General features: G+C 72.6%; 7 protein-coding genes. 6 read left to right on the top strand and 1 reads right to left on the bottom strand.

What is annotated here, in order from left to right; all coding sequences use genetic code 11:
• A partial coding sequence (locus ABZ070_RS34705; protein WP_356639880.1) for a helix-turn-helix domain-containing protein occupies window positions 1–538 on the top strand: 538 nt, incomplete at its 5' end.
• Window positions 539–648: 110 nt separating this feature from the next.
• Window positions 649–2304, top strand: a complete 1656-nt coding sequence (locus ABZ070_RS34700; protein WP_356639878.1) for a cation acetate symporter — start codon at window positions 649–651, stop codon at window positions 2302–2304.
• A gap of 36 nt (window positions 2305–2340) precedes the next feature.
• Here the strand turns inward: ABZ070_RS34700 and ABZ070_RS34695 are convergent, their stop codons facing one another.
• Window positions 2341–2973 (bottom strand): TIGR03085 family metal-binding protein, encoded by a 633-nt coding sequence (locus ABZ070_RS34695; protein ID WP_356639876.1) that lies wholly within the window; start codon window positions 2971–2973, stop codon window positions 2341–2343.
• An 85-nt stretch (window positions 2974–3058) separates the two neighbouring features.
• Between ABZ070_RS34695 and hisI the strand changes: the two genes are divergently transcribed.
• The 4 genes from hisI (at window position 3059) to ABZ070_RS34675 (ending at window position 5945) form a co-directional block, all read left to right on the top strand.
• On the top strand, window positions 3059–3421 hold the full coding sequence (gene hisI, locus ABZ070_RS34690) for a phosphoribosyl-AMP cyclohydrolase (protein ID WP_356639874.1): 363 nt from the start codon (window positions 3059–3061) through the stop codon (window positions 3419–3421).
• 11 nt (window positions 3422–3432) lie between these two features.
• Window positions 3433–4935 carry an anthranilate synthase component I gene (locus ABZ070_RS34685; protein WP_356639872.1) on the top strand — a complete coding sequence of 501 codons (1503 nt, stop codon included), beginning with the start codon at window positions 3433–3435 and terminating at the stop codon, window positions 4933–4935.
• Complete coding sequence (locus ABZ070_RS34680; protein WP_356639870.1) at window positions 4935–5585, top strand: TIGR02234 family membrane protein; 651 nt, start codon at window positions 4935–4937, stop codon at window positions 5583–5585. Before ABZ070_RS34685 ends, ABZ070_RS34680 begins: the two co-directional genes overlap by 1 nt.
• Window positions 5586–5690: 105 nt before the next feature.
• On the top strand, window positions 5691–5945 hold the full coding sequence (locus ABZ070_RS34675) for an HGxxPAAW family protein (RefSeq protein WP_356639868.1): 255 nt from the start codon (window positions 5691–5693) through the stop codon (window positions 5943–5945).
• Window positions 5946–6010 lie beyond the last annotated feature (65 nt).

Genomic DNA, 6010 nt, shown 5'->3' with positions numbered 1-6010 from the left:
CCACCTCGATGCCCGAGAGCCCCGTCTTGGGCTCCACGTCCACGGGGATGCCGCGGCCGTTGTCCCTGACCTCGACGGAGCCGTCCTCGTGGAGGGTCACCGTACGGCGGTCGTCGTCGGTGTCGGTATCAGCTCAGCCGTCGTCGGGCTCGCCGCCCTCGGGAAGGCGCGAAGACACGCCGGCACCGCACTGCGGGCCTGCCCCCGCACCGGCGGTGTCGTACTCCTCGAGGAACACCTCCCCGCCGCCCTCGTCGTCTCCTCCCCGCCCCTCGGCCGGGCGCTCGCGGAGCGCGTACTGGGCCCGCTGCACGGGATCGACCCGGCCGACCGCGATCTGCTCGTCGAGACGCTCACCGCATGGCTCGACGCCGAGGGCTCCGCGCAACGCGCGGCGACGCGGCTCTACTGTCACCGCAACACCGTGCTCAACCGGCTCCGCCGCTTCGAACAGCTCACCGGCCGCTCACTGTCACGGCCGTCCGATCTCGTCGAGGTCTCCCTCGCCCTCGCGGCCCGCAGGCTCCTGGAGACCTGACGCCGCAGGGTGTGCCGCCGCACAGCCGGGGCCTGCCTGCGCCTGTGCGCGGGCACCGCAGGGGCGGCCACCTCTGTACGGGCATCCGCCGCCCTGGTGCGGTATCCGGCATGTCATCTCATGTGCTCCTCGCCCTACCCGTCGCTTCGAGCGCCGGGTTCGAGGGCCGGTCCCTCGCACTCGTCGTCTTCCTCGCGTTCGTCGCGGTGTCGCTCCTGCTGTGCGGTCTGGCCGCCGCCGACCAGGACGACCCCGAGCACTTCTACGCGGGCGGGGCGGCACTCGGCCCGGTCGGCGGCGGGCTGGCCGTGGCGGGGGACTACGTCTCCGCCGCGACCCTGCTCAGCACCACCGGCTCGGTCGCCCTCGCCGGAACCGACGGCATCCTCTTCGCCTGCGCCACCGTCGGCTCACTGATCCTGGTGATGGTGGTGCTGGCGCGGCCGCTGCGCCGTGAAGGTGTCTACACGCTGGGGGACTTCCTCACGGAACGCCTCGCCGACCGCTCCGTGCGCACGGCCCTCGGGATCACGGCGCTGATCGTCCTGTTCCCGCTGCTGGTGGTCCAGCTCTCCACCTCCGGGAAGATCATGACGGCGATGTTCGACCTCCCGCCCGGCGCGCTCACCGGATGCACGATCGCCAGCGGGGCGCTGATGGTCTGCTACTCCGCCTTCGGCGGCATGCGCGGCACGGGCTACATCCAGATCCTCAAGACGTTCGTCGTCCTCGCCGTCGTCCTGCTGCTCGCCGGTCTGGTGCTTGAACGCTTCGGCTGGTCGCCCGGCTCCCTCTTCGACGCCGCCGAACAGGGCAGCGGGCGGGGCGACGCATACGCCGCGCCGGGCCTGCAGTTCGGGCACGACCTCACCGGGCGGCTGGACCTGATCGGCTTCCTGATGACGCTGCTCCTGGGCGCCGCCTGCATGCCCCACATCACCATGCGGCTGCACCCGATGCGCGGCACGCGCAGCCTGCGCCGCGCCGCCACGTGGGCCGTCGCGCCCGTCGCCCTGTTGTGCGCTGGCGTGGTCGTGATCGGGTTCGGCGCGGCGGCCCTCGTCGGCAGCGAACTGCTGCTGGCCGCCGACCCGGGAGGCAACACCGCCCTCCTCATGGTGACCACGGCCCTCGATCCCGAGGCCGGCGGACCCCGGCACAGCATGCTCTTCGCCGTGGTGGCCTGCGCCGTGTTCGCCACCACGCTCTCCACGGTCGCGGGGATCACCCTCGCCGCGGCCTCGACCCTCGCCCGTGACTTCACCCTGCCCTGGGGGACCGACGCCAAGGGCAGGCGCTCGATGGCCGGGGAGGTCCGTCTGGCGCGGTGCGCGGTCGCCGCGGTCGGTGCCCTCGCCGTGTTCGTCTCGACGCAGACCTACGGGCGCAACCCCCAGGTCCTTCTCTCCTTCTCCTTCGCCGCGGCCGCCTCCGTACTGCCCCCCGTCCTGCTCTACGGGATCTTCCGCCGGGGTTTCACGGCCGCCGGAGTGCGCTGGGCGGTGTACGGGACGCTGCCGCTGGTCGCCGTCCTGATGGCCTTCTCGCCGGCGGCGTCGGGCACACCGATCTCGCTCTTCCCGGACCGCGACTTCCACTGGTTCCCGCTGCAGACGCCCGGGTTCGTCACCATCCCGGCGGGCTTCGCGCTCGCGCTCCTCGGCTCCCGCCCTACCCGCCGCACCCCGGGCCACCGCGCGCCCGGCTCCCGGCCCGCACGGTGGGCGGCAGCCCTGCCGGTGAGCCGTGAAAGGAACACCCGGTGAGCGGAGCGCGGCGGGCCTCCCGCGCGGGCGCAGATCTCAGATGCCGAGCCCGACCTGGCGCAGTCTGGTGATCGCGTCCTTGTCGCCTTCGAGGTCCACCTGGGCCACGTCCTGCCGCCCGAAGGCGAAAAGCGTCAGCTCGCCCGCCTCGCCGGTCACCGTCACCACCGGAGTGCCCTTGTGGGCCACCGTCGTCTGGCCGTTCGGCCTGCGCAGCACCAGACCCACGGGCGACTTCCTGCCGAGCAGCCGCGCGGCCTTCTCCAGTCGTGACCACAGCGCGTTCTCGAAGATCCGGTCCAGCTCGCGCGGCAGCCACTCCGGCTGCGCCCGCCGTACGTCCTCCGCGTGCACGAAGAACTCCACCGTGTTCGCGGCCTCGTCGATCGGCTTGATCCCGTACGGGGACATCCGCGGCGGCCCGGTCCGGATGAGGTGCACCAGCTCCCCGTACGGCTTGGCGGCGAACTCGGCCTGGATCCGCTCCGCCCTGTCCCTGAGCGCGCTGAGCAGTATCCCGCCCGCCGCGTCGGGCCGCCGCTCGCGCATCACCACGTGGGCCGCGAGCTCCCGGGTCCGCCAGCCCTCGCACAGGGTCGGCGCGTCCGGACCGGCCGTCTCCAACAGGTCGGCCAGCAGGAGTCGTTCACGCTTGGCATGGGTCGACATGCCCGTCAGCGTACGGCGGGGGCACCGGGTCCGCCCAGTGGACGCACCGCCCGGCCACCACCTTCGGCACGGCACAATGGGCCGTATGACCAGCAGTGTCCCCGAAAGCAGCCTCGACCCGGCCATCGCCGCCCGCCTCAAGCGGAGCGCCGACGGACTGGTTCCCGCCATCGCCCAGCAGTACGACACCGGTGAGGTGCTCATGCTCGGCTGGATGGACGACGAGGCGCTGCACCGCACCCTGACCACCGGCCGATGCACCTACTGGTCCCGCAGCCGCCGGGAGTACTGGGTCAAGGGCGACACCTCCGGCCATGTCCAGCACGTCAAGTCGGTGGCCCTCGACTGCGACGCCGACACCGTCCTCGTCAAGGTCGACCAGGTGGGCGCCGCCTGCCACACCGGGGCCCGCACCTGTTTCGACGCCGACGTACTCCTCGACAAGTAGGGTCTGGCGCCATGGATCTCGAGACGTTCCGCAAGCTCGCCGCCGACCGCCGCGTCATCCCCGTCAGCCGCCGGCTCCTCGCGGACGGCGACACGCCCGTCGGGCTGTACCGCAAGCTCGCCGCGGAACGTCCCGGCACCTTTCTGCTGGAGTCGGCCGAGAACGGCCGGTCCTGGTCGCGCTACTCCTTCATCGGAGTCCGCTCCGACGCGACGTTGACCGTCCGCGACGAACAGGCGCACTGGCTGGGCAACCCGCCGGTCGGCGTCCCCACCGGCGGCGACCCCCTGAAGGCCCTGCGCGCCACCGTCGACGCGCTGCACACTCCCCGTGACCTCGCGTCCGGCATGCCGCCCTTCACCGGCGGCATGGTCGGCTACCTCGGCTACGACATCGTGCGCCGACTGGAGAAGATCGGCCCCGGCGAGCGCGACGACCTGAAGCTGCCCGAGCTCACCATGCTGCTCACGTCGGACCTCGCCGTCCTGGACCACTGGGACGGCACCGTCCTGCTGATCGCCAACGCGATCAACCACAACGACCTCGACACCGGCGTCGACGAGGCCCACGCGGACGCCGTCGCCCGGCTCGACGCCATGGAGGCGGACCTCGCCGGGCCGCTCGCGTCACCGCCCGCCGCGCTGCCCGCATCCGAGCTGCCGGAGTTCTCCGCGCTGTGGGGCGGCACCGACTACCAGGCCGCCGTCGAGGACATCAAGGAGCGCATCCGGGCCGGCGAGGCCTTCCAGGTCGTCCCCTCCCAGCGCTTCGAAACCCCGTGCGCCGCGAGCGCGCTGGACGTCTACCGGGTGCTGCGCGCCACCAATCCGTCGCCGTACATGTACCTCTTCCGGTTCGACGGCTTCGACGTCGTCGGCTCCAGCCCCGAGGCGCTCGTCAAGGTCGAGGACGGGCACGCCATGGTCCACCCGATCGCCGGCACGCGGCCGCGCGGCGCCACCCCCCAGGAGGACCACGACCTCGCGGAGGAACTGCTCGCCGACCCCAAGGAGCGGGCCGAGCACCTGATGCTCGTCGACCTCGGCCGCAACGACCTGGGCCGGGTGTGCGAGCCCGGCAGCGTCGAGGTCGTCGACTTCATGTCGATCGAGCGGTACTCCCACGTCATGCACATCGTGTCGACCGTGACCGGCAAGGTCGCCGAAGGACGCACCGCCTTCGACGTGCTGACGGCCTGCTTCCCCGCGGGCACCCTTTCCGGCGCGCCCAAACCCCGCGCCATGCAGATCATCGACGAACTCGAGCCCTCGCGCCGCGGCCTCTACGGCGGCTGTGTCGGCTACCTCGACTTCGCCGGCGACTCCGACACCGCCATCGCCATCCGCACCGCCCTGCTGCGCGACGGAACGGCGTATGTGCAGGCCGGGGCAGGTGTCGTGGCCGACTCCGACCCCGTCGCCGAGGACACCGAGTGCCGCAACAAGGCGGCCGCGGTGCTGCGTGCCGTCCACACGGCCAACCGCCTGAACGGCACCGGGAGCGGTAAGGGATAGTGGAGGGCGTGAGTGCCGTACCCGTACCCCAGCCCCGAGCCGCAGCCGCGACGGCCGCCACAAGCAGCCGACGCAGCCTGGCCATCGCCCTGTTCCTCGGAGCCGTCGGCGCTACCGTCGTCCTGCTCGCGGCCGGCCGGATCTGGGCCGAGGGCACGGCGTCCGTCGGCGGCGGGACCGTGTCCCTCGACGCCAAGGGCTCCGACGTCACCGGCGTTCCCACGGCGCTCGCGATCGTGGGCCTGGCCGCGCTCGTCGCCGTCTTCGCCGTACGCCGCGCAGGCCGGCTCCTCGTTGCCGCGCTGCTCGCGCTGAGCGGTGCGGGCGCCGCGGCGGCCGCGCTCCTCGGCGCGTCCGACGGCGAAGCCCTCGACGAGAAGGCCGCCCGTACCACCGGCGACGCCGCCGCCACCGTCGACGCGCTCACCCACACCGCGTGGCCGTACGTCACCGCCGCGGGTGGCGTACTGATCCTGCTCGCCGGCCTCCTGGCCCTCCGGTTCGGCCGCCAGTGGCCCTCCATGTCCGGCCGCTACGAACGCGACGGCAGCCCCCGGCCCCGCAAGGCGGCCCGGCCCGCCGACCCGGACCGCCCCGAGGATCTGTGGAAGGCGCTGGACCGCGGTGAGGACCCCACGCGCGAAGCGTGACCCCCGATCGGCCCGCGTCCCGGCGTACGGGACAATGACTGACGAGCGCCCGGGCTCAGCTTGAGCACCGGCTCACGACATCGCACCAGAAACGAGGAGCAACTCATGGCGGGCAGCAGCCACGGACACACCCCGGCCGCCTGGACCGGCACCATCATCGCCTTCATCGGCTTCTGCGTGGCAGGCGTCTTCATGGTGGCGAACAGTCCGGTCGGCTTCTGGGCGGGCTTCGCCCTCATCCTGCTCGGCGCTGCCGTCGGCGGCGCGATGAAGATGGCCGGCCTCGGCACCCCGAAGGAGCCCGAGGAAGTGATCGAGGCCCGTAACCGCGCGGCCGTGCGGGAGAGCGCGGCGGTCTGAGACCTCGGCCGATTCGAGGAGCGCCTGTCCGACACCCGCGACGTTGCCGTGCCCGAAGATGCCCC

The sequence above is a fragment of the Streptomyces sp. NPDC006283 genome, assembly GCF_040613325.1.
Taxonomy (GTDB): Bacteria; Actinomycetota; Actinomycetes; order Streptomycetales; family Streptomycetaceae; genus Streptomyces.
Note: the sequence above shows the minus strand (reverse complement) of the source record. Positions and strands in the feature narration are given on the sequence as shown.

Bases quoted from the DNA above. Each gene is read 5' to 3' on its own strand.
- ABZ070_RS34700 (WP_356639878.1), top strand. From the start codon at position 649: ATGTCATCTCATGTGCTCCTCGCCCTACCCGTCGCTTCGAGCGCCGGG.
- ABZ070_RS34695 (WP_356639876.1), bottom strand. From the start codon at position 2,973: ATGTCGACCCATGCCAAGCGTGAACGACTCCTGCTGGCCGACCTGTTG.
- hisI (WP_356639874.1), top strand. From the start codon at position 3,059: ATGACCAGCAGTGTCCCCGAAAGCAGCCTCGACCCGGCCATCGCCGCC.
- ABZ070_RS34685 (WP_356639872.1), top strand. From the start codon at position 3,433: ATGGATCTCGAGACGTTCCGCAAGCTCGCCGCCGACCGCCGCGTCATC.
- ABZ070_RS34675 (WP_356639868.1), top strand. From the start codon at position 5,691: ATGGCGGGCAGCAGCCACGGACACACCCCGGCCGCCTGGACCGGCACC.